This window comes from Arthrobacter sp. RAF14 (assembly GCF_052114185.1).
Classification (GTDB): Bacteria; Actinomycetota; Actinomycetes; order Actinomycetales; family Micrococcaceae; genus Arthrobacter_E.
The window spans coordinates 138,348-165,002 of sequence record NZ_JBFREG010000006.1; the positions used below are offsets into that span (position 1 = coordinate 138,348).

Annotated in this window: 24 protein-coding genes; 14 read left to right on the plus strand and 10 right to left on the minus strand. The window is 69.6% G+C overall.

Annotated features, from left to right (window positions below; translation table 11 throughout):
- Nucleotides 1-1,554, plus strand: a complete 1,554-nt coding sequence (locus AB4Y75_RS13585) for a 5-oxoprolinase/urea amidolyase family protein (protein ID WP_441436404.1) — start codon at nt 1-3, stop codon at nt 1,552-1,554.
- Between the two features lie 145 nt (nt 1,555-1,699).
- Nucleotides 1,700-2,380 (plus strand): GntR family transcriptional regulator, encoded by a 681-nt coding sequence (locus AB4Y75_RS13590; RefSeq protein WP_441436405.1) that lies wholly within the window; start codon nt 1,700-1,702, stop codon nt 2,378-2,380.
- Nucleotides 2,381-2,541: 161 nt separating this feature from the next.
- On the opposite strand, the gene AB4Y75_RS13595 is transcribed toward AB4Y75_RS13590, so the two are convergent.
- From AB4Y75_RS13595 to AB4Y75_RS13605, 3 genes are all read right to left on the minus strand, one after another.
- A complete protein-coding gene (locus AB4Y75_RS13595) occupies nt 2,542-2,922 on the minus strand; it encodes a hypothetical protein (protein ID WP_441436406.1) in 381 nt (126 codons plus the stop codon).
- Between the two features lie 78 nt (nt 2,923-3,000).
- The gene (locus tag AB4Y75_RS13600) at nt 3,001-3,813 is read right to left on the minus strand and encodes a metallophosphoesterase (RefSeq protein WP_441436407.1); all 813 of its coding nucleotides are present in this window, start codon (nt 3,811-3,813) and stop codon (nt 3,001-3,003) included.
- A complete protein-coding gene (locus AB4Y75_RS13605; protein ID WP_441436408.1) occupies nt 3,810-5,093 on the minus strand; it encodes a uracil-xanthine permease family protein in 1,284 nt (427 codons plus the stop codon). The genes AB4Y75_RS13600 and AB4Y75_RS13605 overlap by 4 nt, the downstream gene beginning before the upstream one ends.
- Before the next feature lie 169 nt (nt 5,094-5,262).
- Between AB4Y75_RS13605 and AB4Y75_RS13610 the strand changes: the two genes are divergently transcribed.
- Nucleotides 5,263-5,868 carry a malonic semialdehyde reductase gene (locus AB4Y75_RS13610; RefSeq protein WP_441436409.1) on the plus strand — a complete coding sequence of 202 codons (606 nt, stop codon included), beginning with the start codon at nt 5,263-5,265 and terminating at the stop codon, nt 5,866-5,868.
- A gap of 115 nt (nt 5,869-5,983) precedes the next feature.
- Here the strand turns inward: AB4Y75_RS13610 and AB4Y75_RS13615 are convergent, their stop codons facing one another.
- The 3 genes from AB4Y75_RS13615 to pgm all read right to left on the minus strand — a co-directional run bounded on the left by AB4Y75_RS13615 (nt 5,984) and on the right by pgm (nt 9,687).
- Nucleotides 5,984-7,312: an MFS transporter gene (locus AB4Y75_RS13615; protein WP_441436410.1), complete on the minus strand. Its 1,329-nt coding sequence runs from the start codon at nt 7,310-7,312 to the stop codon at nt 5,984-5,986.
- Nucleotides 7,309-7,767, minus strand: a complete 459-nt coding sequence (locus tag AB4Y75_RS13620) for a MarR family winged helix-turn-helix transcriptional regulator (protein WP_441436411.1) — start codon at nt 7,765-7,767, stop codon at nt 7,309-7,311. Before AB4Y75_RS13620 ends, AB4Y75_RS13615 begins: the two co-directional genes overlap by 4 nt.
- A 267-nt stretch (nt 7,768-8,034) precedes the next feature.
- Nucleotides 8,035-9,687 (minus strand): phosphoglucomutase (alpha-D-glucose-1,6-bisphosphate-dependent), encoded by a 1,653-nt coding sequence (pgm, locus tag AB4Y75_RS13625; protein WP_441436412.1) that lies wholly within the window; start codon nt 9,685-9,687, stop codon nt 8,035-8,037.
- A 138-nt stretch (nt 9,688-9,825) separates the two neighbouring features.
- Here pgm and AB4Y75_RS13630 point away from each other — a divergent pair, with 138 nt between their 5' ends.
- The 9 genes from AB4Y75_RS13630 to AB4Y75_RS13670 all read left to right on the plus strand — a co-directional run bounded on the left by AB4Y75_RS13630 (nt 9,826) and on the right by AB4Y75_RS13670 (nt 17,966).
- The gene (locus tag AB4Y75_RS13630; protein WP_441436413.1) at nt 9,826-10,713 is read left to right on the plus strand and encodes a DUF4190 domain-containing protein; all 888 of its coding nucleotides are present in this window, start codon (nt 9,826-9,828) and stop codon (nt 10,711-10,713) included.
- 142 nt (nt 10,714-10,855) lie between these two features.
- On the plus strand, nt 10,856-11,515 hold the full coding sequence (locus AB4Y75_RS13635) for a GntR family transcriptional regulator (protein ID WP_441436414.1): 660 nt from the start codon (nt 10,856-10,858) through the stop codon (nt 11,513-11,515).
- Nucleotides 11,516-11,545: 30 nt separating this feature from the next.
- A complete protein-coding gene (locus tag AB4Y75_RS13640) occupies nt 11,546-12,340 on the plus strand; it encodes a carbon-nitrogen family hydrolase (RefSeq protein ID WP_441436415.1) in 795 nt (264 codons plus the stop codon).
- A 147-nt stretch (nt 12,341-12,487) separates the two neighbouring features.
- Entirely contained in the window at nt 12,488-13,177 is a 690-nt protein-coding gene (locus AB4Y75_RS13645; RefSeq protein ID WP_441436416.1) for a DUF2848 family protein, read from the plus strand.
- Nucleotides 13,174-14,679, plus strand: a complete 1,506-nt coding sequence (locus AB4Y75_RS13650) for a 4-hydroxyphenylacetate 3-hydroxylase family protein (protein ID WP_441436417.1) — start codon at nt 13,174-13,176, stop codon at nt 14,677-14,679. Before AB4Y75_RS13645 ends, AB4Y75_RS13650 begins: the two co-directional genes overlap by 4 nt.
- A 3-nt stretch (nt 14,680-14,682) precedes the next feature.
- Nucleotides 14,683-15,039, plus strand: coding sequence for a cupin domain-containing protein (locus AB4Y75_RS13655; RefSeq protein ID WP_278267783.1), 357 nt, complete (start codon nt 14,683-14,685; stop codon nt 15,037-15,039).
- Nucleotide 15,040: 1 nt separating this feature from the next.
- On the plus strand, nt 15,041-15,562 hold the full coding sequence (locus tag AB4Y75_RS13660; protein ID WP_441436418.1) for a flavin reductase family protein: 522 nt from the start codon (nt 15,041-15,043) through the stop codon (nt 15,560-15,562).
- Between the two features lie 233 nt (nt 15,563-15,795).
- Nucleotides 15,796-17,265, plus strand: coding sequence for an APC family permease (locus AB4Y75_RS13665; protein ID WP_441436419.1), 1,470 nt, complete (start codon nt 15,796-15,798; stop codon nt 17,263-17,265).
- Nucleotides 17,262-17,966, plus strand: coding sequence for a TetR/AcrR family transcriptional regulator (locus AB4Y75_RS13670; RefSeq protein ID WP_441436420.1), 705 nt, complete (start codon nt 17,262-17,264; stop codon nt 17,964-17,966). The genes AB4Y75_RS13665 and AB4Y75_RS13670 overlap by 4 nt, the downstream gene beginning before the upstream one ends.
- Nucleotides 17,967-18,085: 119 nt before the next feature.
- Here the strand turns inward: AB4Y75_RS13670 and AB4Y75_RS13675 are convergent, their stop codons facing one another.
- From AB4Y75_RS13675 to AB4Y75_RS13685, 3 genes are all read right to left on the minus strand, one after another.
- Entirely contained in the window at nt 18,086-20,785 is a 2,700-nt protein-coding gene (locus AB4Y75_RS13675; protein WP_441436421.1) for an aminotransferase class I/II-fold pyridoxal phosphate-dependent enzyme, read from the minus strand.
- Between the two features lie 259 nt (nt 20,786-21,044).
- Complete coding sequence (locus tag AB4Y75_RS13680; protein WP_441436422.1) at nt 21,045-22,520, minus strand: peptide MFS transporter; 1,476 nt, start codon at nt 22,518-22,520, stop codon at nt 21,045-21,047.
- 30 nt (nt 22,521-22,550) lie between these two features.
- Complete coding sequence (locus AB4Y75_RS13685) at nt 22,551-24,644, minus strand: AarF/UbiB family protein (protein WP_441436423.1); 2,094 nt, start codon at nt 24,642-24,644, stop codon at nt 22,551-22,553.
- 166 nt (nt 24,645-24,810) lie between these two features.
- Between AB4Y75_RS13685 and AB4Y75_RS13690 the strand changes: the two genes are divergently transcribed.
- Nucleotides 24,811-25,137, plus strand: coding sequence for a rhodanese-like domain-containing protein (locus AB4Y75_RS13690; RefSeq protein WP_441436424.1), 327 nt, complete (start codon nt 24,811-24,813; stop codon nt 25,135-25,137).
- A gap of 37 nt (nt 25,138-25,174) precedes the next feature.
- Nucleotides 25,175-26,122 (plus strand): prephenate dehydratase, encoded by a 948-nt coding sequence (pheA, locus tag AB4Y75_RS13695; protein WP_441436425.1) that lies wholly within the window; start codon nt 25,175-25,177, stop codon nt 26,120-26,122.
- Nucleotides 26,123-26,182: 60 nt separating this feature from the next.
- Here the strand turns inward: pheA and AB4Y75_RS13700 are convergent, their stop codons facing one another.
- Nucleotides 26,183-26,596 carry a hypothetical protein gene (locus AB4Y75_RS13700; RefSeq protein ID WP_441436426.1) on the minus strand — a complete coding sequence of 138 codons (414 nt, stop codon included), beginning with the start codon at nt 26,594-26,596 and terminating at the stop codon, nt 26,183-26,185.
- Nucleotides 26,597-26,655 lie beyond the last annotated feature (59 nt).

A 26,655-nucleotide genomic window follows, 5' to 3' on the forward strand; every position in this document is an offset into this window, starting at 1 on the left:
ATGGGCCGTCTCCTGGGAGTGCGCCGCGTGGGGGACCGCGCGGTCCTCGCCGAACTCGACAGCCTGGACGCCGTGCTGGCGCTCCAGGCGGGCCTGCTCGCCGAGCCGCCGGCCGGCGTCGTCGACGTCGTGGCTGCGGCCCGCACCGTGCTGGTGACGGTGGCGCTGCCCCGCTCCCTGGGTGGGGTGGTGGAACGGCTTCGGACGGCCGATCTGGACGCCGGCGTGCGCTCGGCCGGGCGCGAGGTGCTCATCGAGACCTTGTACGACGGCGAGGACCTCGCCGAGGTCGCCCGCCTCACCGGCCGCAGCGTGGAGGCCGTCGTGGCCGGGCACGCGGGCACGGTGTGGACCGCGGCGTTCGGCGGATTCGCCCCGGGGTTCGCCTACCTGAGCGCTCCCGGCGTGCCCGAGGTTCCCCGCCGCACCTCCCCGCGCACCCGCGTGCCGGCGGGATCCGTGGCGCTCGCCGGCGGGTACTCCGCCGTCTACCCCAACGATTCGCCCGGCGGCTGGCAGCTGATCGGCCGCACCGGCGCGCTCCTCTGGGACGCCGCCCGCGACGAACCCGCCCTCATCAGGGCCGGTGACACCGTTCGTTTCGTCCCCGTGCGGGAGGCGGTCCAGGCCGTGCCCGCCCGGCCCGCGGCCGAGACGGGAGAACCCGTTCTGGAGGTCCGCAATCCCGGGCTCCAGACCACGGTGCAGGATCTCGGGCGGCCCGGCCACGCGGCGTCGGGCGTGAGTGACTCCGGCGCCATGGACCGCGGCGCCCTCAAGCGTGCCAACCGCATGGTCGGCAATCCCACCGGGACTCCGGGCCTCGAGGCCCTGCCGGGCGGGCTGACCTTGCGCGCGCTGAAGGACACGATCGTGGCCGTCACGGGCGCCGATGTCCCGCTGACGGTCATCGACGACGACGGCACCCCCTGGGACGCCCCGCTCGACTCCCCGCTCACACTCCTGGCCGGCGAGACGCTGCGGCTCGGCGCCCCCGACGCCGGGCTGCGCAGCTATGTGGCCGTCCGGGGCGGCCTGCGATGCGGGACCGTGCTGGGCAGCGCCGCCACCGACGTCCTGTCCGGGCTGGGTCCCGCGCCGCTCGCTGCGGGGAGCCGGCTCGGGCTGCTGGATCCCCGCCTGCCAGGTGCCGTGGGGGAGCCGGAGACGGCCCCGGACCTGCCGTCGCCGTCGGAGGTGACGGTGCTCCGCGTGGTCCCGGGGCCGCGGGACGACTGGTTCACCGAGGAGTCGCTGGAGGCGTTCCACGCGGGGGAGTGGACCGTGACGGCGGAGTCGAACCGGGTGGGCATCCGGTTCTCCGGGGAGCCCCTGGCTCGGCGGACCGAGGGTGAGCTCCAGAGCGAGGGCACGGTGCGCGGTGCCATCCAGGTTCCGGCCTCCGGGCTGCCCCTGGTGTTCATGGCGGACCATCCGGTGACCGGCGGTTACCCCGTGATCGGCGTGGTGCTCGACGCCGACCAGGACCTCCTGGCGCAGCTGCCGCCCGGGGCGAGGGTGCGCTTCGAACGGGTGACGCCGGCGTCGCTGTAGGGACGGACCGTGGGCTGACCGCACGCTGAAACAGTGAGTTCCCGACGAAACAGTGTGTTCTGATCACTGTTTCGTCGGGAACTCACTGTTTCAGCGCCGTGACGGCGATTCCGGCCCGCCCGGTTCCGCGGCATACAGTGGGCCTGTGAGTTCTGATGCTGTCCTGGCGGGGTTGCGCCGCGAAGCGCGTGCCGCCCACGCGCACACCGCCCAGTGGGTGGCGGCCACGCTGCGCCAGCGCATCGCCGACGGCGAACTGACCCCCGGCACCAAGCTCCCGGAAGAGGCGCTCCGGGAAGCCCTGGGCGTCTCACGGAACACGCTCCGCGAAGCCTTCGCCACCCTGCACGCCGAACGCGTGGTGCACCGGATCCCGAACCGGGGCGTCTTCGTGGCCCACCCCACGGCCGAGGACGTCCGGGAGATCTATCGCGTCCGGAAGCTCGTGGAACCGGCCGCGCTGCTGTGGGCTCCGGAGATCGACGTCGAGCTGCTGGCGGGGATCGTCCGCCGGGGCCGGGCGGCGGTCGCGGACGGGGACATCGCCGGGATGGCCGGGGCGAACCAGGAATTCCACCGGGCGGTCCTCTCGGCCGCGGGCAGTGGCAGGCTCGACGCGCTCATGGAGCAGGTCCTCGCGGAGATGCGCCTGGTGTTCGCGGCCATGGCCCGGGACCCCCGCTTCCACGCGCCGTACGTGGAGGGCAACGAACGGATCGTCGAACTCCTGGCAGCCGGGCAGCGGGCTGAGGCGGCCGAGTACCTCCGCGGCTACCTGGACCGGGCCGAGCAGCAGCTCGTGGAGGCGGTCGAGGAACGGGCCTAGGCGGGCCGGTTCCTCGCGAGTCCGCTATTCGGGCCGTGAATCCGCTACGAATGGTAGCGGTTTCACACCGTGGACAGCGGACTCGGCCAAGCGGACTCGGCACGACGGCGTGGTCCGCTGCGGCGCGGCCGGCGCCCGCGCGGCCGGTCAGCCCGCCGTCGTCAGCCCCGGTTCTCCTTCGGGTAGAAGCGTCCGCGGCGGCTGAGGACCCAGAACATGGAGATTCCGGCCAGCACGCCCAGGCCGATCCCGAGCAACAGGGAGTAGGGCGAATCGCGGGACACCACGGCGGCCACCACCAGAAGCAGGGCCAGGAGCCCGAAGCTGGCGGAGTTGAAGGCGAGTTTGCCCTCCAGGGCCGGCTTGATCTGCCCGTACACCGCAGCCTGGAAGACCACGAACGCCACGTACGCCCCGGCGCTCACCAGATGCCACGGCGCGGGCGCCGCGGCGTACAGACCCAGCCCCACGCCGAACGCGATGGACAGGCCCATCCAGTAGGACCGGGCCTTGGCCAGGGCCGGGGGTGTGGTGCGGGGCATGTCGTTCAGGCTCCTTCGGGGCGGTTCGTGCCGCCCGCGGGCTCGGTCGTCGGGATGATTCCGGGGGTGATCCCGGGGTCAGGGCAGGTGCAGGACGATGCAGGGACCACCGTCATAGAGCCCACCGTCAATGTCTACCACAAGGCCTTCCGCGTAGACGTCCGGGCCCCGGGTGAGCGGAGCGGGGTGCCCGTGGACGTCCGCGATGATGCTGTGACCGTGCACCAGCCGGGATCCGCCGAACTCGCGGAGGAATTCGCGCGCCACGGAGGGCCGCTCGCGGAACGCATGCCGGGTGGTCAGCCGCGCCCAGACGTCCCAGACGTCCAGGGGGTCGTCACTCTCCAGCTGGTTCCGCAGCGCGTCGTTCACCCCGGTGACGTCCGATCCCCAGTGCCGGTACTGCGTCGTGTCCGCGTGGACCAGCAGGTGCGAACCCGTCAGCGCCATGGCTGGGAGCGCCGTGAGCCAGGCGAAGTCGTCCTCGCTCAGCTCGTGCTGGTCCTGCTCGCGTCCGCCGTTGCGCTGCCATGAGTCGTGGAAGGACCGCGGGCCCGCCGGGGTCTCGAGGTGCAGCGCACCGAAGCGGCGCTTCCCCAGCGCCAGCACCTCGTGGTTGCCCAGCAGCGCGTTGACGGCGCCGCCGTCGTCGGCCGCCTGCTGCTGGAGGCGGCGCACCAGGTGCACCACACCCGAACCGTCCGGGCCCCGGTCCAGGAAGTCGCCCAGGAGCCAGAGAGTGCGACGGCCGCCGCACCAGGAGCCCATCCGGTCCAGGAGGCCCTGGCGCCGCAGAGCGTTGGACAGTGGTTCCAGCGCGCCGTGGACATCACCGATGACGACGTCGGGCGCCTGCCCGCCGTCGTCGAAAGTGAGTCCCGGCCTGGTCATTCGGTCTCCGGCTCCGCCACCGTGCCGCGTGCCTTCGCGATGGCCTTCATGCCGTGATACATGACCAGGGCCGCCGCGGACCCGAGCGCGATGCCCGTGAAGCTGAGCTCACCGAGGTTCCAGGTGTAGTCCGCGATGCCCACGATCAGGGCGACGGCGGCCGTGCTCAGGTTGATCGGGTTGGAGAAGTTGACCTTGTTCTGCACCCAGATCTTCACGCCCAGGATGCCGATCATGCCGTACAGCATGGTGGCCGCGCCGCCCAGCACACCGGCCGGGACGGTCGCGATCAGGGCGCCGAACTTGGGGGAGAAGCTGAGCACGATCGCGAAGAGGCCGGCCACCCAGTACGCGGCCGTGGAGTACACCTTGGTGGCGGCCATGACGCCGATGTTCTCCGCGTACGTGGTGGTGCCGGAGCCGCCGCCCGTGCCGGCCAGGATGGTCGCGGCGCCGTCGGCCATGAGAGCCCGGCCGGCGTAGGCGTCCAGGTTCTCCCCGGTCATGGTGGCCACGCTCTTCACGTGCCCCACGTTCTCCGCCACGAGCACCAGGACCACCGGCACGAAGAGGCCGATCACGCCCACGTTGAAGCTCGGCGCCTGGAAGTGCGGCAGGCCGATCCAGGCGGCGTCGTTCATCTGGCTGTAGTCCACTTCGCCGCGCCACATGGCCACCAGGTAGCCCAGCACCACGCCGATCAGGATGTTCAGCCGGCCGAGGATGCCTTTGAAGAGCACGCCCACCAGGATGATCGCCAGGAGCGTGACCAGGGCGGTGATGGGGGCCTTGACGAAGTTCGCCTTCGCCGCGGGGGCGAGGTTCAGACCGATGAGGGCCACGATCGCACCGGTGACCATGGGCGGCATGAGCCTGTTGATCCACTCGGAACCGAACGCCTGCACCACGAGCCCCACCACGAACAGTGCCGCGCCCGCCATGATGACGCCGCCGAGTGCCCCGGCCACGCCGTACTGCTGCTGCGAGGCCATGATGGGGGCGATGAACGCGAAGCTCGAACCCAGGTAACTGGGGACCCGGCCGCGGGTGACCACGAGGAACAGCAGCGTGCCGATGCCGGAGAAGAACAGGGTGGTGGCCGGCGGCATGCCCGTCAGGATCGGCACCAGGAAGGTGGAGCCGAACATGGCCACCACGTGCTGGGTGCCGATGCCGATGGTGCGGGGCCAGCTGAGCCGTTCGTTGGGGGAGACCACTTCGCCGGGCCGGACGGTCTTGCCGTCGCCGTGAAGGGTCCAGGAGGTTCCGAGCAGGCTCACGCGAGGCCTTTCCAGAGGGTCGGGGTGTTTCCAGAGCAACTTTACTGGGTGGCCGGGCGCACGGAACGGGTCCAGATGTGTCGCATCTCACAGCTTGTGGGGGAAGAACCGCCGATTGCTTGAAGTTGAAACCATTCGAAGCCCCCGGAACTCCCCGAAGGAACAAGCCATGAGCATTGCCCACGAAGAAGCAGTCCTGGACGCCGCCGCCGTCGACGCCCTTTTCCACGAAGCCCGCACCGCCAACGCCTTCCAGGGCGAGGTCACCGAGCAGCAGCTCCAGGCGATCTGGGAGCTGACCAAGTTCGGCCCCTCCGCCTTCAACGCCCAGCCGCTGCGCGTGACCTTCGTGCAGTCGCCGGAGAAGCGCGCCGAGCTCGTCGACGCCATGATGGCCGGCAACCAGCCGAAGACCGCGGCCGCCCCCGCCGTCGCCGTCCTGTCCTACGACACCGACTGGCACGGCAAGTGGGACGCCTTCTCCCCGGGCTGGGACGCCCCCAAGGCCATGTTCGCCGGGAACGCTGAGCTGAGCGGCACGTTCGCCAACAACAACGCCCACCTCCAGGCCGGCTACTTCATCCTGGCCGTCCGCGCCCTCGGCCTCTCCGCCGGCCCGATGACCGGCGCCGACTTCGCCGCGATCGACGCCGCCTTCTTCCCCGAGGGTGACCAGAAGAGCTTCCTCGTGGTCAACATCGGCCAGGCCGGCGAGGACGCCTGGGGCGCCCCCAAGCCGAAGTTCGGTTTCGACGAGGCCGTCACCGTCCTCTGATCCTTCCGGATTCCGAAGGCCCCGGTCCCTGGTGGGACCGGGGCCTTCGTCGTTCCGTGGGGCCGGCCGTGGTGTTCTTGCGCTCGACGACGACGGCTCACGCCTTCCGCGCCGCTCACCCTTCGGCGGGGGCGGCCTTCCGTCCGGGGGCCTGGTCTTCAGCGGCACGTTCGCGGGCACTCTGCTCCCGCAGCTCCCGGTGCTCCGCCCAGACGTGCCGGAGCTGTTTCCTCACGGTGCCCTCGCCCCAGCGGCTGACCAGTATCAGGCCGACCACGCCGGCGATCAGGGCCACGGCGCCGCCGCCGAACACGGCCCAGCGAGGACCGAATTCGTTGGAGATCCATCCCACCAGCGGCCCGCCGATCGGTGTCCCGCCCTGGATCACGGTCATGTACAGGGCCAGGACGCGTCCCCGGTATGCCGGTTCGGTCCGCATCTGCAGGAGCGTGTTGGCGCTGTTCAGGAAGGTCAGGGCGCACAGTCCCACGAGCACCAGCATGATCGCGTAGAGGATGTAGCCGGGCATGAAGGCGGCCACGCACGTCGTGACGCCGAGCCCGATCGCCCCCACCACCAGGTAGCGCATCCGGGGCGCCGCGCGCCGGGCGGCGAGCAGGGCCCCGGCCAGGGTGCCCACCGCCATGACGGAACCGAGGAGGCCATAGGCGTCCGGGCCGGCGTCGAACACGGAGGCCGCCATGACCGCGTTGGTGAGCTGGAAGTTCATGGTGAACGTCCCCACCAGGCCGGCCAGGACCATGACGAGCAGCGCGCGCGGCCGGGCGAGGACGTACTTCACGCCGTCCTTGAGCTGACCGCGGCTGCGGGGCACGGGGTCGGTGCGGTGGAGGGCCGCGGTGTTCATTCGCAGGATCCCGATCAGCACCGCCGCGAAGCTCGCCGCGTTCAGCAGGAACACCCAGCCCGTGCCGATCAGTCCGATCAGCAGGCCGGCGATGCCCGGGCCGGCCAGTCGCGCCAGGTTGAAGGAGGCGCTGTTGAGTGCGACGGCGTTGGCCACGCTGTCCCGGCCGACGATCTCGGAGACGAAGGCCTGCCGCGGCGGGGCGTCGAAGGCGCTCGCGACGCCGAGGGCGAGGGCGATGACGTAGATGTGCCAGAGCTGGGCGGTCCCGGTGAGGACGAGCACGGCCTGGAGGAGGGCCAGGAGTCCCATGGCCGACTGGGTCGTGAGGAGGATCTTCCGCTTGTCCAGGCGGTCGCCGAGCAGTCCGGCGTAGGGGCCGAGAAGAAGGATCGGCAGGAACTGGAGGCCCGTGGTGAGGCCGACCGCGGCGCCGTCGTGGTTCGTGAGCTGCGTCAGGACCAGCCAGTCCTGGGCGACCCGCTGCATCCAGGTGCCGATGTTGGACACCAGCGCTCCGGCCGCCCAGAGGCGGTAGTTGGGGTTCTTCAGTGACTGGAACATGCGGCTGCTCATGCGGTGGCTGGATTCCTCCTGGGGTCGGTGCGGGTCATGTCCAGGAGGAGGAGCGCGGCCTCGTGCAGGGTCTGCCGCTCGCGCTCGCCGAGGCCGTCGAGCCGTTCGGCGAGCCAGGCGGAGCGGAGCTTGCGGGACTCTTCGAGGATCGCGTTCCCCTCGCTGGTGAGGGAGATGAGCACCTGGCGGCCGTCCTCGGGGCGGGCGTCACGGCGGATCAGGCCCTTGTCCGCGAGGGCGTTGACGGTGCGGGTCATGCTGGGCGCCTGGACGTGTTCGGCGTCGGCCAGCTGGCCCATGGTTTGCGGGCCGTGCTTGTGCAGGAGGGCCAGAACGGTGTTCTGGCCCGGGGTGACGGCGTCGCTGCTGGCCTGAGAGCGCAGGACCCGCGACGTGCGCATGAGGGCCACGCGCAGTTCGGAGGCCAGGTCCTGGAGTTCGGGTGGGGTGTTCATCGTTATTTAGCGTAGCTAATTAGCAATGTTAAGTAAATGGAGAGTGGCCACCCTCACCACACCTTCACCCTGCCTCCATCGATTGCTCCGTAGATGTCGTTCTGGCGCCTCAAAACGACATCTACGGAGCAATCGATGAAAAGAACGACGACGGCGGGCCGCTTAAACACCGCCGCCCCGGACGGATCCGGGGCGGCGGCAGGGGGTGCGGGTGCTCCTCTGCGGCGCGGGTGCGCCTGGCGGGTGCGAGCCTGGGGAGTCTGAGGGTCAGCCGATCACCGAGTCCACGAGGGACTTGGCTTCGGCCTGGACCTGCTTGAGGTGGTCTTCGCCCTTGAAGGATTCGGCGTAGATCTTGTAGACGTCCTCCGTGCCGGACGGGCGGGCCGCGAACCAGGCGTTCTCCGTGACCACCTTGAGTCCGCCGATGGCCGCACCGTTGCCGGGGGCCTCGGTCAGCTTGGCGGTGATGGTCTCACCGGCCAGTTCCGTGGCGGTGACGTCCTCCGAGGACAACTTGCCGAGCTTGGCTTTCTGCTCGCGGTTGGCGGCGGCGTCGATGCGTGCGTACACGGGAGCGCCGAACTGGTCGGTCAGTCCGCGGTACAGCTCGGACGGGCTCGACCCCGTGACGGCCGTGATCTCACTGGCCAGCAGCGCCAGCAGGATGCCGTCCTTGTCCGTGGTCCACACGGAGCCGTCCTTGCGGTTGAAGGCGGCGCCCGCGGACTCCTCGCCGCCGAACGCGCCCTCGCCGGAGAGCAGACCCGGCACGAACCACTTGAAGCCCACCGGGACCTCCACGAGCTTGCGCCCGAGCCCACCGGCCACGCGGTCGATGATCGACGAGGACACCAGGGTCTTGCCGACCACGGAGGCCGGGTTCCAGCCGCTGCGGTTGCGGTAGAGGTAGTCGATGGCGACGGCCAGGTAGTGGTTCGGGTTCATCAGCCCGCCGTCGGGCGTGACGATGCCGTGGCGGTCCGCGTCCGCGTCGTTGCCGGTGGCGATGTCGAACGGCGCGGCGCCGTCGTCGCTCTTCATGCGGCCGATCAGCGAGGCCATCGCGGAGGGGGAGGAGCAGTCCATGCGGATCTTCTCGTCCCAGTCGAGGGTCATGAACGCCCACTGCGGATCCACCGTCGGGTTGACCACGGTGAGGTTCAGGTGGTGGCGCTCGCCGATCTCGCCCCAGTAGTCGACGCTCGCGCCGCCCATGGGGTCCGCGCCGATGCGGACGCCGGCCTCGCGGATGGCGTCCAGGTCCAGCACGGACGGCAGGGAGTCGACGTAGCTGCTCAGGTAGTCGAAGGTGCCGACGTTCTCGGCCTTCAGCGCCTCGGTGAGCGGGAGGCGCCGCACGCCGTTGAGGCCGTTCTCGAGGTACTCGTTGGCGCGGTTCGCGATCCAGCCTGTGGCGTCCGTGTCGGCCGGGCCGCCGTGCGGGGGGTTGTACTTGAAGCCGCCGTCGGCGGGCGGGTTGTGGCTGGGCGTGACGACGATCCCGTCCGCCTGGTCCGCGTGCCCCGCGTTGTTGTAGCTGAGGATCGCGTGGCTCAGCGCCGGGGTGGGGGTGTATGCGTGGCGGGCATCGAGCAGGACCGTGACGCCGTTGGCCGCCAGGACCTCGAGGGCCGTGTTCTGCGCGGGCTCGCTCAGGGCGTGGGTGTCCTTGGCGAGGAACAGCGGGCCGGTGATGCCCTGGGCCGCGCGGTATTCGACGATCGCCTGCGTGATCGCCGCGATGTGCCGTTCGTTGAAGCTCGCCTTGAGACTGGAACCGCGGTGTCCCGAGGTGCCGAACGCCACGCGCTGCCCGGGGTCCGAGGGGTCCGGCTGCACGTCGAAATACGCGTCCAGGAGTGCGGTGAGATCGACAAGGTCTTCGGGAAGGGCCACGGTGCCCGCGCGGTTAGCCATGGGGCCAGCATGCCAGAGAAGCCCCTGGTGTTCTACGACTTCGCCAGGGTTACGCCGCTGTGACGCGGAGCGGCCCCGGGCCTGCGGAAGTACCGGCGGGTAACCTGGAGGAAGAGGTCCGCAATCGTGAGGGGGATCATGAGCGATCAGACGCCGGAACGCGGCGAGCAGGAGTCCCAGGGCGCGCCGGAACGGACCGCGCCGCAGCAGGAGCCACGGCGGCCGGACGGCGCCGGGCCGCAGTCGCCGCCGCAGCAGTCCCAGCCCGCTCAGCCCGGATGGACGACGACGCCGCCTCCCGGTCCGGCGTCCACGGAACCCGGCGCTCGTCCGGGTCAGCCGCCGCGCGCCCCGCAGCCTGGGCCCCCGCTGCCGCCCGGGTACCCCGCGCAGCCATTCCCGCAGTTCCCGCCGTCGGGCCCGGTCCCCGGCGGTGCGCCTGGGCAGTTCCCAGGGCCCGGGCAGTTCCCGCCACCCGGGCAGGTTCCCGGCGCCGGGACCCGCCACGCGACGTCGGGCCGTGTGGTCCCGCCGGTGCCGCCCGCCCCGCAGGGCGGATTCGCGGCAGCCAGCTATCCCGGCGCCCCGCAGGCCGCGCCGCAGCAGTTCCCGGGCGCGCCGGTGCACCCGGCCCCGGGTCCGGGCCACGTACCGGGCCGGTTCGCGCAGCAGCCGTATAGCCAAGCGCAGCCGTATGGCCAGGCGCAGCCCTATAGCCAGGCGCAGCCCTACGGCCAGGTTCAGCCATATGGACAGCCCTCTTACCCCGGCCTGCCGCTCGCCGAGCCGAAGGGCATGAGCATCACGGCGCTGGTGCTGGGCATCGTGGGTGTGGTCTCCGGTGGCTGGTTCATCCTTCCCCAGATCCTGGCGGTGGTCTTCGGCCACATCGGTCTCAGGAAGGAGCCCTCGGTCAAGGGCATGGCGATCGCCGGACTGGTCCTGGGGTACCTCATGGTCGCGGTCTCGCTGGTGTACGGGATCTTCCTGGCCCTCGCCTTCTCCTCCTCGTCCAGCTGGGATTAGGGGCGTTCTCCCGGACTGACAGCCCGGCCTGGCGTCCCAGGGCTGCTATGAGAAGGAGCTGTAGACAAGTTGTATACAGGTAGTCTACAGTGTGAGTATCACCACAACCGGTGATATCGCCCCGATCCTCTAGGCTGCCATCATGTCGATCTATCACCAGCCCGCACCGACGGCGCCTGAAGTCGCCTACCAATGGCTGCGTCAGGAGATCTCCACCCTGCCCTGGGACCAGGAGATCTTCCTGAGCGAAGGATCCATCGCCGAGGCCTCCGGGGTCTCCCGCACCCCGGTGCGGGAAGCACTCCTCCGGCTCGAGGCGTCGGGCCTGATCAAGCGCGTCGCTCACAAGGGGGCGTTCGTCCCGGCCCTGACCGGTCGGGATATCGATGACATGGTGGAGGTCCGCCGCGTGATCGGGGACTGGGCGGTCCGCAAGGTCGCCCGGGGCGCCGTGCCCGCCGAGGAACTTCACGAGATCCTGGACCGGCAGGAAGCCGCAGTGCAGGACCCTGTGGCCTTCATCGAATGCGACATCCAGTTCCACCAGAGGATCGTCTCCGCCGCCGGCAACCCGATCCTCGCGGGGGTCTACGAGGCCCAGCGTTTCAAGCAGCTCCGGATGGGCCTCAAGGCCGTCCTGGACAGCGAAGGGCGCAGCCGCCGGGTGGTGGAGGAGCATCGTGCCATCGTCCAGGCCCTGCTGAGCGGCGACCCGGAAGCGGCCTCCGCCGCGTCCCGGGCCCATCTGGAGTCCACCCTCTCAGCACTCAACGTGCCATACGTCCCCGGTCTGCCCTCCTGAGCAGACCGGCGCAGAAACCCAGGAGCGTCAATGGAGATCTCACTGATCCAGCTGTCCAGCCCGGACACTGAAACCCAGGCGGACCGCATCGACCGTGCGGAAAGCCTGATCCGCGCCCAGGAGGGGGCGGACCTGGTGGTCCTCCCCGAACTCTGGAGCGCCGGGTACTTCCACTTCGGCCAGTACCCGGACCTCGCCGAGACCCTGGACGGCCCCACGGCCACCATGTGCGCGGCGGTGGCGCGGGATCTCAAGACCCATGTGCACCTGGGCAGCATCGTCGAGCGGGTCTCCTCGGGCCGGCTCCGCAACACCTCGGTGCTGCTGGGGCCGGACGGGAGGATCGCCCACCAGTACTCCAAGATCCACGTTTTCGGGTACCAGTCCCTCGAGGCAGAGCTCCTGACTCCCGGGACCAGCCTGCCGGTGGCCCGGACACCCTTCGGGGCCATGGCCGGCATCACGTGCTACGACCTCCGCTTCCCCGGGATCTGGTCCGAACTGAGCGCCCGCGGTGCGGGGATCGTGGTGGTCCCCGCGGCCTGGCCCGCCGCCCGCCGGGAGCACTGGAAACTCCTCACCTCCGCCCGCGCCGTCGAGCACCAGATGTTCGTGCTGGCCTGCAACGCCACGGGTGTTCAGGAAGGCGTGGAACTCGGCGGCACCAGTCGCGTGGTGGATCCCACGGGACGGCTGCTCGCCGAGGCGGGCGCCGAGGAGGACGTCCTCCGCGCCACGATCGACCCCGCTCAGATCGAGGCCGTCCGCCGGGAATTCCCCGTCATCACGGACCGCCTGGACGACTACGCCGGGCTGAGTCACTGACACCGAGCCGACTGAGCCGCTGAGCTGACCCGTCCGCCACCCGGCGGGCGGACGCCCCACACCGGACCGCTCCCCGAGCGGGCCCCTCCCGGACCACGCCTCGCGCCGTCCGCCCCCACACCCGATCCCTGATCGAACGGAACCCTCATGACCCCTGCCCTCAGCTTTGCCGTGTCCGGAACCGGCGAGCGGATCGAACTCACCGAGTTCACCGCCGTCGTCGCCGGCTACACGGGCCGCGACGCCGCGGCCGTCCAGCACCACATCGACGAGCTCGCCGCGATCGGTGTGGCGCCGCCGCCGGAGGTGCCCATGTTCTACCCGGTGGAGGCCGGCACCGTGAGCACGGAACCCGCCTTCCGGGTGGCCGGCGCCCAGACGTCCGGTGAGATCGAGCCCCTCTACATCCGGCACCAGGGCCGGTATTACCTGGGCATCGCCTCGGACCACACGGACCGCCTCCTGGAGACCGAGGACATCGGCGAATCGAAGCGGGCCTGCCCCAAGCCGGTGGCCGGAACGGTTCTGCCGGTGGAGGATCTGGACACCCTGTCCCTCGATGCGTGCACGGCGCGCAGCTGGGTGGACGGGGAGCTCTACCAGGAGGGGACCCTGAGCAACCTCCGCACGCCGGCCGACGTCGTCGGGCTCTTCCTGGAACGCCGCAGCCCCGGCGACGGCGACTTCATCTGCCTGGGCGGGACCCTCCCGCTGCTGGGCGGGACCTTCACCTACGGGACCGACTGGACGCTGGAACTGAGCTTCCCGGACGGCGCCACCATCAGCCACAGCTACACGATTTCGCAGCCCACCATCTCGCAAGGAGCACAGTCATGAGGACCGGAGCCGAGTACATCAATTCCCTCAACGACGGCCGGACCGTCCTGATCGACGGGCAGGTGGCGGGCAACGTCGCCGAGTACCCCGCGTTCAGCAAGGTGGTGGAGACGGTCGGCGAGCTGTTCGATCTCGCCGCGGACCCCGCCAACGGCATGCAGTACGACTGCCCGGAGATCGACGGGCCCGCGAACCTCGTGTTCAGCATCCCGCGCACCCCGGAGGACCTGAAGCGCCGCCGGGCCGCCGTGGAACGCTGGGCCAAGCACACGCACGGCTGGGTGGGCCGCAGCCCCGACCACGTGGGCACCTTCTTCGCCGCCTTCGCCGCGCACCCGGAGGTTTTCGCCTCCGAGGAACGTGACTACGCCGGGAACCTCACCCGCTACTACGAGCGCATCCTGCGCGAGAACCTCTACGTTTCCTACGCGATCATCCCGCCGCAGTATTCGCGCGCGACGACGGCGTCCGGCTGGGAAGGCGACTTCATCCAGGTGGGCGTCGTGGGGGAGACCGAGGAGGGCCTGATCGTCCGCGGCTCGCAGATGCTCGCCACCGGCGGCGCGATCAGCGACGAGGTCTTCGTGACCTGCATCAAGCCCCTGGGGCCGGACGATGTGGACTTCGCCGTCTCCTTCGCCCTGCCGGCAGCCACCGAGGGCTTGAAGTTCCTCTGTCGCCGCCCCTACGCCACGGCCGCGACGAGCGAGTTCGACTACCCCCTCACGAGCCGGTACGACGAACCCGACGCCCTGGTCATCTTCGACGACGTGCTGGTGCCGTGGGACCGCGTGTTCATCAACCGGAACGTGGACACCCTGCGCCGCCAGTTCTTCGACACCGGCGCCCACGCCCTGGGCAATTGGCAGGCTCAGACTCGCCTGACGGTCAAGCTCCAGTTCATCGCCGCGGTGGCCCGCAAGATCGCCGCCGTCAACGGCACCGACCGCATCCCCGGTGTGCAGGAGCGCCTGGGCGAGCTGGCCGCCGTCGTCTCCTCCGTGGAGTCCGCGCTGCTGGCCGCCGAGTACAGCGCCGAGCCGGACGCCGACGGCATGATGGTCCCGGGCAAGCGCGCCCTGTACGGCATCATGGGCCTGCAGTCCGAGACGTACCCGCGCGTCATCCAGATCCTCCGCGATCTGGCCGGCGGCGGCGTGCTCCAGCTGCCGTCCGGCGTGGCGGACATGAAGAGTGACGTCACGGCCGCGGACGTCGAGAAGTACGTGGCCTCCCCGAACGTCAGCAGCGAGGAGCGCATCAAGCTCTTCCGCCTGGCGTGGGACATCATCGGCACCGAGTTCGCCGGCCGTCACCAGCAGTACGAGCTGTTCTACGCGGGCGCGCCGTTCGTGGTGAAGGGTGTCTACACCTACCGCAACTTCGGGTATGAGAAGCATGTGGCCGAGCTGGACGCGTTCCTGGCCGGTTACACCGTGGACAGCCGGGTGACCCCGTCCTCCGCGGAGGAGGCGCTGGTGGGCGCCGGAGAGGAGGCCTGAGTCATGGCCAAGCCGGAATTCGAGTTCGGCCCGGTGGACCGGGTGGAATTCACCGACTGCAATCCCCACATCGAGGGGCTGTCCGAGGCCATCCTGGCCCGGGATGACCGCAGCGACGCGGTGACCCGCATCCTGAAGTTCGAACCGGGTACGGACACCTCGCCCAACGGCGCCCTGCGTCATGACTTCTGGGAAGAGGTCTTCATCTTCGAGGGGTCCATGCGGGACCTGCGCCTGAACCAGGTGTTCAAGGCCGGGGACTGGGCCACCCGCCCGCCGGGCATGGAGCACGGGCCGTGGATCTCCGAGGAGGGCGCCCGGATGTTCGAGGTGCGCTACTACCCGCGGGACGAGGCCTGAGATGGCGGCCCCGGCTTTCGCCACTCCAGATGCGTCCGGCATGCGGCGCACGCTGGGCCGCTTCCTGACAGGTGTGGCCGTGGTGACCGCGGAGCACGACGGCGAAAAGGTGGGCATGACCATCAGCTCGCTCACGTCGATCAGCCTCGAGCCTCCCATCCTCATGATCTCGCTGAACTTCGACACCAGGACCGGCAATGCGCTCCTGGCCAGCGGACGCTTCGGCGTCTCGATCCTGGGGGCCAAGCAGGAAGGGGTGGCCCGGCAGTTCGCGGTCCGGGGCGGGAGGCGCTTCGAGGACGGCGTATTCGATCTCACTCCGGGCGGGCTCCCCGTGGTGGCCGGGGCGTTGTCCCAGGCCGAGTGCGAGGTGGTGCAGAGCAGCACCGTCGGGGACCACCAGGTCTTCTTCGGCGAGGTGAAGTCCGCGCGGTACCGCGACGGCGAGCCACTGGCGTTCTACTCCGGCAAGTTCGGGGACTTCTGCGACTTCAACCATGACGCGGTGCCGTGGTTCTACTGAGCCGCTGACCGGCCCGCTGCACGCCTCAAACCGGCCGGCTGAACCGCTCAACCCGGCCGGCTGAACCGGCCCCGGCAAGCGCCCCGGAGGGGCCCGCGACCTGATGGTCCCGGGCCCTTCCGTCGTGCCCTGAAGGGCCCTGTGAAACCGGCTTCACAGGCCGTGAAAAATTGGTCGAAATTCGTTCCGGAAAAGTCTTGACGGGGAGTGTGGTCGGCCTCACATTTAAGTGTATGGCTTTCACTAAATCTGCTGCGGACCCCCAGCCGCACGCCTCCGGTCCCTCCCCGGCCGGCCTCAAGAAGAACTCCCTCGGCACGCGTGACATCGTCTTCATGCTGGTCTCCGCCGCCGCCCCGCTCACCATCGTGGTGGGCGTCTCCCCTCTCGCCCTGGCCGTCGGTGGCGCCGGCGCCCCCGTCATCTACCTCGCCGCGGCGCTCGGCCTGTCCCTCTTCGCCGTCGGCTTCATGGCCCTGACCCGCCACATCCTGTCTTACAGCGGCTTCTACGGCTACATCGCCAAGACCCTCGGCCGTGTGACCGGCCTCGGCGCCGGCTTCACCGCCTGGCTCAGCTACAACGGCATCCAGATCGGCCTTTACGGGCTTCTGGGCATCCAGGCGAACCTCGCCGTCAAGCAGTTCACCGGGCTGGACCTCCCGTGGTGGGTCTACGCCCTGATCTCCATCGCCGCGGTGCATTACCTCGGCTGGCGCGGGATCGACGTCGGCGCCAAGGTGGTGGGCGTGCTGCTCACCCTGGAGACGGTGGTCGTGGTGATCCTCGCCGTCGCCGTGCTGGCTCACGGAGGCGCCCAGGGGATCAACCTGGACTCCTTCACACCGGACGCGATCTTCACCCCGGGCATGGCCGCCGTGCTGACCATGGGTTTCTCCGCCTTCATGGGCTTCGAATCCGGCGCGCTGTACCGGGAGGAGGCCCGCGATCCGGACCGCACCGTCCCCCGGGCCACGTACATCTCCATCGCCTTCATCGGGGCGTTCTACGCCTTCGCGGTGTGGGTCCTCGTCCAGGCGGGCGGCTTCAGCGCCATCCAGGCCTTCGCCGGGGAACACCTCGACACCGGGGACACCGCCTACGTCCTGGCGGGCACCTTCGCCGGCGACTGGCTGGTCAACCTGATGAGCGTGCTGATCGTGACCAGCATCTTCGCCTCGCAGCTCGCCTTCCACAACACCATCAACCGCTACACGCTCTCCCTGGGCCGCGAGGGCATCTTCCCGGCCCGTCTGGCCCGCGTGAGCCGGCACTTCACCCCCGGCAACGCCGGCGTCCTCCAGACGGTGCTGAGCGCCGTGTTCGTGATCATCGGCGCCGCGCTGGCCCTGGACCCCTTCACCCAGTTCGTGGTGTGGCTGAATTCGCCCGGCATCGCCGGCATCCTGGTCCTTCAGGCGCTCATGGGCGTGGGCGTGGTGGTGTTCTTCATCCGTCACCGCGGCCTGAACACCCGTTGGTACGTCATCCCCTCCTCGGTCCTCGCCACCGCGGTGATGGTGGTGGTGATCTGGCTCAGCGTGACCAACATCCAGTACCTGACCGGGATCCCGGCGGGCGATCCCGTCAACACCACGCTCCTGGTCATCGCGCCGGTCACGTTCGCGCTGGGCCTTGCCGTAGCGTGGTGGTTGAAGAAGAACAAGCCAGAAGTCTTCGGACGGATCGGACACTCCGAATGAACCCACCGCAGGCAGCGGAACCCCAGGGCGGCCGGGTCCACCGGCTCGGCCGCCCGAGTGTGCCACGGCTCACCGTGGACAAGATCGGGCAGGAGGCCCTCGCCCTCCTGGAAGAGGAGGGCATCCTCTCGTTGCCCCGATTGGCGGAGCGCCTCGGCGTCCGCCAATCGGCGTTCTACAAGCACGTCTCCAGCCGGGCGGAAATCGTCGAGCTGGCCCGTGGCGCGCTCGCGGAGCGGACGGTGTTCGGGAAGCTCTCGCGTCAGCTGGACGTTCTGGTGGTCGAGGTCTTCGAGTCGCTCCTGAAGACCTACCAGAGCGTCCCCGCGCTGCTGCCCCTCATCCTCGTCCAGCCCGTGACCAATCCTGAGGCGCTGGCGATCTACGAACGGATCGCCACCGCCCTCTGCAGCGCGGGTGTCCCCGACCGTCTGGTCCTGCCCACCATCGAAGCCATCGACAGCGCTGCTATCGGCGCCGCTCTGGACACGCAGGCCATGGAGAACGCGTGGCAGGTCCCGGAGGGCAGCCGCGCCGACTTCCCGGGTCTCGTCCAAGCGCAGGAGGCCACGGCACGGGATCGCAGCGACCGCTTCGACTTCCTCGCCCGCACGTTGGCCGCGGGGCTGAGCGTCACGGTGGCGCAGGACCGCGTGCCGTTGCGGACCGTGCCGGACGCGGACGACGACGGCGGGGCCTGAACGGCGGTTCCCTCACCCCCGCTGCCCGCTCGCCGCTGCCCCAGCCACGCTGCGCGCTCGCCGCGGCCGGGCGGCGGGGCCGCCGTCGTCGGGCAGTCGCAGCGCGCCGGGACCGGACGTCAGTACACCGGGTACAGGGCCTCCGGGCGGAACACGAGGTAGCCGAGCTCCTTGTCGTAGCCGTGGATCTCCCGGGTGTCGAGGACGTCCATGTAGTCCAGGATGTCCGCGGAGAAGCACTGACCGGGCACGAGCACCGGGAATCCGGGCGGGTACGGGGTGACGAAGCTCGCCGAGACCACGTCGCCCATCGCCAGACGGTCGCGGATCTCGGCGGAGGACAGGTGTTCCGTGGTGCCCTTGCGGTAGCTCAGGTAGTACGCGGAGCGCATGTCGCCGGAGGCTCCGTCCGCGGTCAGGAACGCGGGCGCGAAGCGGCTGAAGTCCGGCAGCGGGATCACCGGGGCGGTGTCCGGTCCGGGCGGCAGCGGACGGGTCTTCACCCGTGACAGGGCACGCCGGCGGTCCAGGTCCTCGGCGATCTTGACCAGGACCTCGATCAGGTACGCCACGGAACTGCGGGTGGTGCCGATGGTGGTCATGATGAGCACATTGGAGCGGCTGGTCTTGTTGACCTGGATGCGGTGGCCGTCCATCAGGTAGTCGTGCTTGAAGGTGTCCCCGTCCACGCCGGTGGCCGTGATGTCCAGCGTAATGCGGCAGGGGTCCACCACGAACTCGTCCTCCGCCCAGGCCTGATCCCAGGAGGCCAGGCCGTCTTTGGCGGGATTCGGGCTGGTGGAGATCCGGTACGCGTCCGGGACCAGGTCGGAGGTGTACAGGACCCGGAAGTACTTCCGCAGCAGGGCGTGCCGGCCCACGGTCCGCCGGATGCTCATGGCGAGATCGGCCTGGCGCTGCACCAGGGCGTAGCCCTCCAGCTCCACCTGCCGGCGGCCGATGTCCAGGGACGCCAGGATCTGGTAGTTGGGTGAAGTGGAGGTGTGCGTCATGAACGCCTCCAGGAAGGACTCCTCATTCAGCTCCGCGAAGTCCTGGTCGAAGACGTGGATCATGGAGCCCTGCCGGAGCGAGGTCAGGGTCTTGTGCGTGGACTGCGTCGCGTACACGCGGAGGCGGGTCGACGTCGGGTCGGCCAGCAGGCGGGTGCGCACCAGCGTCTCCGTGTCCGCTCCGGCCAGCAGCGCCTTCTGGTCTTCGAAGCGGCGGCCGTAGTCCGCCGTCGAGAAGTCCTGCTCCAGGACCGCGGCGGCGTGCATGGCCGTGCGCTGGCGATAGACCGGGTGGAAGCCGGCGAACGCGAACCAGGCCTCGTCCCAGAGGAACACCAGATCCGGCTTGATCGCGAGGCACTCCTCCATGACGCGGCGGGGGTCGTAGACGATGCCGTCGAAGGTGCAGTTGGTCAGGGTGATCATCTTGACCCGGTCGAGCTGGCCGGCGTCGCGGATGGCCAGGAGCCGCCGCTTGATGCTCTCAAGCGGCACCGCGCCGTAGAGGGAGTGCTCGTCGAGCGGGTAGGCGTCCAGGTAGCTGACCGAGGCGCCCGCCAGGACCAGGGCGTAGTGGTGGGACTTGTGGCAGTTCCGGTCCACCAGGACGATGTCGCCTGGCCCCACGATCGACTGGTGGACGATCTTGTTGGCGGTGGACGTCCCGTTGGTGGCGAAATAGCTGCGGTGGCTGCCGAAGGCGCGGGCCGCGAGCTCCTGGGCCTCCTTGATGGCGCCGTGCGGGTCCAGCAGGGAGTCCAGACCGCCGGAGGTCGCGGAGGTCTCGGCCAGCAGGAGGTTCATGCCGTAGAAGTCGGCCATGTCCTCGATCCACGGCGAGGCCAGCACGGAGCCGCCGCGGGAAACGGGCAGGGCGTGGAACACCCCGCCGGGGCGGCGGCTGTACTCCTGGATGGCGTCGAAGAACGGGGTCTCGAAGCGCTCGGTGATGCCGCCCAGGATGGACAGGTGCAGGTCCATGGCGTCCGTCCGGGAGAAGACTCGGCGGAAGCGGCCGTTGACCGAACCGGCCAGCGATTCGAGGGCGACGCCGGCCATCAGGAACACGTCCAGTTCCGGCCGGATCTCCGCGACGGCGTCGGCGAGGTGGATGATCCGGCGGATGGACCGCGTCTCGTGCAGACGGTTCCCGGCACGGCGCTCCACGAAGCGGCGGAGCGAACTGCTGAGGCGCTGCTGGGAGTGGGCGGAGATGCGCGGCGTGAGGATCACGGCCTGGATGCTCGGGTTGATGACCAGAGCCACCAGGGCGTCCACGAAGCTGGGGACCACGTTGACGTGATAGGTGAACTTGTCGAGTCCACGGCGCTGGTCCCGCAGCTCGCGGGTGAAGCGTTCCAGTTCCTCCGTGGGGCCGGAGTCCACCACGAGCACCTCGATGTGCGGGGCGGGCCGGGAGGGGGTGGGTCCGTCGGCGTCGGGGGACAAGCCGTCCCCGGGGGCGCCTTCCTCGGTGCCGTGGAAGCCCGTCCGGAGCATCTCGTTGACACCCTCCACACGGCTCATGGCCTCGGAGTAGCGCCCCAGGCCGATCAGTTCGGAGATGTCCTTGACCGCCTGCAGGCCGGGGAGGGCCCAGTACGGTTCGAGGGATTCGAGGAGCTGGAGGATGCCGGTGAAGGACGCGGCGCTGCCGGTCTCGAGCTGCCCCATGCGGCGTTGCTGCAGGATTCCGGAGAGGGCGTAGCCGAGATACTCCCAGGTGTCCTTCCGGGTGCGCCATGCGCTTTCCGGGGTGCCGATCTCGGCACCCCACCGTCCTCCGGCTGTTGGTGCGAACGTCATTACTGTCCCTCGGCCTCAAATGGAGAAATCCGGGACTGCCCCATTGCAGTCCGGCAGGCTTGTGCGGCCTTGCGCATGACCTTACCCGCGCTCCGGGCCGCTCAGAAGGCTTCCGGGAAGATTACGGTATACACGTAATATACAACTCTCGTTCAGCAGTGCCGGCGCCCGCGGAACCGCTGAAAAACGCCGGAGGCCCGGACACCTGACGGTGTCCGGGCCTCCGGACAGGAGACTCCGTAACGGAACGGAATGCGCGTCAGCGCACGCCGCTCATGAGCTTCTTGATGGCTGGAGCGCCGGCGAGCAGAGCCAGTCCGAGCACGACTGCCACGCTGCCCACGCCGAGGAAGTACGGCGTCTCGTTGGACGGGTCGTAGTAGCCCGCCAGGATGCCGGCCAGCGTGGTGCCCAGGGACACCGACAGGAAGAACAGCGCCACCATCTGAGCCTGGAAGGCGGCCGGGGCCAGCTTCGTGGAGACGGACAGGCCGATCGGGGACAGGCACAGCTCGGCCAGCGTGAAGAGCAGCAGGATGCCCACCAGCGCCAGTAGCGGCGTCTTCTCCGAACCGGCCAGCGGCAGGAACGCCAGGAATGCCAGACCCATGACGATCAGGCCCAGCGAGAACTTCACCGGGGAGCTGGGCTGCTTTTCACCCAGACGCGTCCACAGCGCGGCGAGCACACCCGCGAAGATCACGATGAACACGGGGTTGATCGACTGAACCCAGGCCGCCGGCATCTCCCAGCCGAACAGGTGGCGGTCCAGCTTCTCATCCGAGTAGACGGCGATGAAGGTGAACTGCTGCTGGAACAGCGCCCAGAACGCGGCCGAGGCGATGTAGAGGGGGATGAACGCGAAGACGCGCTTGCGCTCCACCGGCTGGGTCTTGCTGCTGCCCAGCAGGATGAGGAAGTACGCGACGGAAGCGCCGATGGCCAGGTACGCCATCCAGGTGGCGAGGTTCTGCGCGGTCACCAGGCGGGTCAGCAGCAGGGACACGATCAGGACGACGACGGCGCCGAAGATCAGCGCGTACTTCTTCCGCTCGCCCGGGGCCAGCGGGTTCGCCACATGGTGGGCGTTCTCCGGCATGGCCTTGCGCTTGAGGCTGTAGACGATCAGGCCGAGGGCCATGCCCACGGCGGCGGCGCCGAAGCCCCAGTGGAAGCCCATGCGGCTCTGCAGGAATCCGGTGACGAGCGGGCCCAGCAGGCCGCCCAGGTTGACGCCCATGTAGAACAGGGAGAAACCGGCGTCGCGCCGATCGTCCTTCTCGGAGTACAGGGTGCCGACCAGGGCCGTGGCGTTCGCCTTGAGGCCGCCGGAGCCGAACGCCACCAGGACCAGGCCGATCACCAGGCCCAGCACGCCCGGGAGCAGGGCCAGGGCGACGTGGCCCGCCATGATCACGCAAGCGGAGAAGAACAGCACCCGCTCGGAGCCGAGCAGCCGGTCCGCCAGCCACGCGCCCAGAATGGTGGAGAGGTACACGCCGCCGCCATATGCGCCCACCAGGCTCAGCGACAGGCCCTTGTCCAGGCCCAGGCCGCCGTCCGTGACCGTGTAGTACATGTAGTAGGCTAGGATGCCCTGCATGCCGTAGAAGGAGAAGCGTTCCCACATCTCGACGGTGAAGAGATTGGCCAGCAATCGGGGGTGGCCGAAGAAGCCTTTGTCCGCGGACACGGTGGTGCCCGGTTCGGTCTGTACGGGGTTCATTTCATCCATGCTCGCAGCGGTATGTGAGTTAAGTCATCTTTAGTGGCCCCGGTCACGTTGTTCCGGGGAGGCCTGGCCCGGGCCATTCGAACCCCGGAACGCGAGGGTCACGGCCCGGAGCGCCAGCACGAATCCCGCGAACAGCAGGGTGAAGCCGAAGAAGGAGTGCCAGGAGAGCGAGGCCGTCAGCGAGGGACCGGAGTCGTCCAGGATGAGCAGGACCGCGCCGATGGTGGCCGCGGCAGCGAGCACCGCCACGATCAGCTGCTGGAAGAGCCGCGTGAGGAAGCCGCGGTCGCCGTCGTCGGCCAGGACTCGGACCCGTGCTGTGAGCGTGCCCTGTTCCAGAGCATCGGCGAGCCGGTCCACGCGCCGGGGCAGCCGGGCGAGCGTGGGGAGCAGCGTGAGTGCCTGCCGGGTGAGCTCGGTGCGGAGCCGTTCCGGGGTGACCTCGTGCTCCAGTTGTGCCGAGCCGAGCTCACGGGCCTCCGCGATCACGTCGAAGTGCGGGTCGAGGAGCCGCAAGGTGCCCTCCAGTGCAGCCAGAGCCCGGAACGCGGCGGCGATCTGGGGCGGGACGGCGAAGCCGTGATCGAGAACCAGAGTGAAGAGCTTGCCGAACATCGCGGCTCCGCCCTGAGGCCCGAACCCGCCCCGGTACCGGACCAGGAGCTGCCCGAGTTCCCGCGCCAGGCGCCGTTCATCCAGGCGGGTGGGCGGGTCCAGCAGTTCCAGCAGGGCGTCACAGGCCAGGCGTTCGTCGTCGGCGTCGATGGCGAAGAGCAGGGAGGCCAGCGCACGCCGGCTGCCGCTTTCCAAGCGCCCCACGGAGCCGAAATCCAGGAGCGCGAGCCGTCCGTCCTCGCAGAGGAGCACATTGCCCGGGTGCAGATCGGCGTGGAAAACGCCGTCCACGGTGAGCTGGCCGATGGTCGCGCGCAGGAGAGTGCGGGCGAGGGAGCGCCGGGCGTCGGGCGCGAGGGCTGCCAGCTGATCCGCGGCGCGGCCCAGGGGAACCCCGTGGATCCGCTCCATGACCAGGAGCCGGGCCGTACTGAGATCCTCGTGGACCTGAGGCACCCGGAGGTCCTCCCCGCGGACCGCGTGGGCGACCGCGCGGGTGTTCTCCGCTTCCACCCGGTAGTCCAGCTCTTCGGTCAGGGAGTCGGAGAATCCCCGGGCGAGCGCCACGGCGCCCAGCCGCCGGGCCCAGGGCGCGGTGCGTTCCAGCCAGCCGGCCAGCTGCGCGATGATCGAGATGTCCAGGCCCACCTGTTCCAGGGCGGACGGCCGCTGGATCTTGAGGATCACGTCCCGGCGGGAGGGATCCTCCGACGCCGGACTGGCCGTGGAGGATCCGGAGCCGGCCGCTCCGGCAGCCCGGGTGGCGGTGTGCACCTGCGCCACCGACGCCGCGGCGAGCGGCGTGTGGTCGACATGGCTGAACACCTCCGTGGCCGGTCTGCCGAGTTCCCGGTCCAGTGCAGGGCGGATGTCCTCCCACGGTTCGGGCTGCACCTCGCTCTGCAGGCGGGAGAGCTCCCGGATGTACGCGGCAGGCAGCAGATCACTCCTGGTGGACAGCATCTGCCCCAGCTTCACGAACGTCACCCCGGCGTCCTCCAGGGTCAGCCGCAGGGCGCGTGCCGTCCGTTCCTCCCGGCCGGGTGCATTCCGGGAGAGTCCCCGGAAGCCGAGGGCCAGTCCGTGACGGCTCGCGATCCGGACCACCTCGGTGTAACGGCCGGCCTGGCGGGACCGGGTCCGGGCGGAGCGCAGCCAGGAGAACGGGTTGGGCAGGGTTCCCGTGGGGATCATGATCTCGCAGGCCATCAGGACCGCCACTCCGAGAGCGAACGTCCAGAGCCCGGACAGGCCGGCCACCAGGAGCGCCGCGCCAGGGTCTTGAGTCATGCTCTCCGGCGTCGCGAGTCCGGCGGCCCCCAGGAACAGCCGGACGGCGGCCGAGAAGAAGAGGGTGAGCAGGAAGGCCACCAGGATCGACCTGGGCCAGCCCACGGGCACTCCCAGGAGCCTCCGGGAGACCGAGGCCAGGAACCAGGTCTGGATGAGGAAGAAGAACAGCGTGAGGAGGACTTCGACGAGGCCCCCCAACCAGGAAAGTGCGTCCACGCTCTCATTCTCGCCGGGTGCGATCCGGTCTGGCATCATCCCGGAGTGGGAATGTGGACAACTCCGGGATGACGGGATGTGAACGCTCCGCGGCGGCGCTCGCAGGATAGTCTGAGTGCAGTGTCCCGGCATTGCGCCGGGCCGGATGCAGAGGAGAACACGCAGCGTGAGCGAGGTTGAGACCGTACGGGTCCAGGACATCCCGGAAGGCGCCACCATCGTCGACGTCCGTGAGGACTACGAATGGGAAGCCGGCCATGTGGAGGGCGCGTTGCACGTCCCCTTGAACACCCTGCCCGTGCGCTTTGAGGAGCTGGACCCGGACGAGGACCTGTACATCATCTGCCGCACCGGCGGCCGCTCCTGGCAGGCGAGCCAGTGGCTCGTGGGTCAGGGCTACTCCGCCATCAACGTGGCGGGCGGCATGGACGAGTGGTTTGAGGCCGGCCGCCCCCTGGTGGCCGAGGGGTCCGAGACCCCGCGCGTCCTCTAGAACCCGTCCAGCCGACACCGGAAGAACCGAGCACCCCATGAGCGCTGCCGCCCCCCGCTACACCTACCTGGGCCCCGAAGGCACCTTCACCGAGACCGCGCTCCTCCAGGTGCCCGGAGCGGCCGAGGCCACCCGCATCCCCGTCAGCAACGCCAAGGTGGCGCTGGAGAAGGTGCGTCTGGGCGAGGCCGACGCCGCGATGATCCCCATCGAGAACTCGGTGGAGGGCGGCGTGCCCGCCACCCTGGACGCCATCGCCACGGGCAGCGAGCTGCGGATCATCCGCGAAGTGCTCGTGCCGGTCACTTTCCAGCTCGTGGCGCTGAAGGGGACGCGCCTGGAGGACATCCAGGTCGTCTCCACCCACGGCCACGCCTGGGCGCAGACCCGCGAATGGTTCGACGAGCACCGTCCCGGCGTCGAGTACCTGACTGCGCCGTCGACGGCGGCCGCCGCCGTCGCGCTGCTGGAGAAGGACCCGCAGCACCAGGCCGCGGTGTGCGCGCCGATCGTGGCGCGCAGCCACCCGGAGCTCGAGGTGCTCGCGGAGAACATCGGCGACAACCCGGATGCCGTGACCCGCTTCATCCTGGTGGCGCGGCCGGGGTCGATGCCGCGGCCCACCGGTGCCGACAAGACCACGCTGGTGGTGCCGCTGCCGGAGGACCACCCGGGCGCCCTCATGGAGATCCTGGAGCAGTTCGCCAGCCGCGGCGTGAACCTGAGCAGGATCGAATCCCGGCCCACCGGCCAGTACCTGGGCCACTACTTCTTCAGCATCGACGCCGACGGGCACGCCCACGAGGCGCGGGTCCAGCAGGCGCTCGCGGGCCTGCACCGGATCAGCCCCGCCACGCGTTTCCTGGGGTCGTACGCGCGGGCGGACGCGCAGGCTCCCGTGGTCGCGCCGCACAACTCGGACGCCGCCTTCGCCGCGGCGGAGCAGTGGGTGGCCGGAATCCTGGAGGACGGCGCGGCGGGGTAGCGCTGGCGAACGAGCGTTCGACCCGCCCCGGCGGCGAGCCGGTGGTGTGCCGGGGCGGCTTCATCGGGGAAGTGGCGGGGTCCTCCCCGTGGACGAGGTCCTGGCCGCCGCGCGGGATTCCTTGCAGATCGCCCGGAACTCCGGCCAATTCAGAAACGCTTCGCCGGGTCGTCGGATGACCTTCCCGAGGTAGGGATCGCGCTGTTCCAGTTCCTGATGGAGCCGGGGCCAGGTGGTGTAGCTGGCGCGGACTTCTTTCCGTTCTTTGGACTCGGACCACGGCCAGCAGAACATGCAGCCGACTCCCGTGGCGGACATCGTCCAGATGAGAATGTTCGTGAACCACGAAGCACCCACTCCGAGCTGCATCAGGAGCAGCGCGAGGAGTGCAAGCGACAAGGGCACGGAGAACCCGATGAAGCCTGCCCTGCGGATCGCAAACGATGACGGGCCCGGCAGGAGGTTTCTCTCCATGGTGATTATGTCTCCTGCCGGGTCGGCGTCTGAGAATCCAGGTGGCCCGCTGGAAATCA